The sequence below is a fragment of the Stenotrophomonas sp. SrG genome, from assembly GCF_050031795.1.
Taxonomy (GTDB): domain Bacteria; phylum Pseudomonadota; class Gammaproteobacteria; order Xanthomonadales; family Xanthomonadaceae; genus Stenotrophomonas; species Stenotrophomonas rhizophila_A.
The window spans coordinates 1-233 of record NZ_JBNBBE010001542.1; the positions used below are offsets into that span (position 1 = coordinate 1).

At 72.1% G+C, this 233-nt stretch carries 1 protein-coding gene; it reads left to right on the forward strand.

Going from position 1 to position 233, the window contains the following annotated elements:
* On the forward strand, positions 1-233 hold a 233-nt coding region (locus tag ACQG3P_RS24550), incomplete at both ends, for a hypothetical protein (RefSeq protein ID WP_426806504.1).

The window sequence follows — 233 nt, forward strand, 5'->3', positions numbered from 1 at the left end:
CGAGGCGCTGCCCTCGGCGGTGATCGGCTCGATCGTCCACTCGGTGCCGCCAAGCTGCGTGACCCCCGTCATCAACGGCCGGGCCTACCAGCAGTGCGGCAACACCTGGTACGAGCCGCGCTCCCGCGGCACCACCGGGCAGTGCGGGGTGATCACTCGACGGCGGGGGCCCTGCCGGGTGCGGCCCCCGGGAGGTTTTCTGGCTGGCCTGCGTAGTTGTGCGGATGACCTCG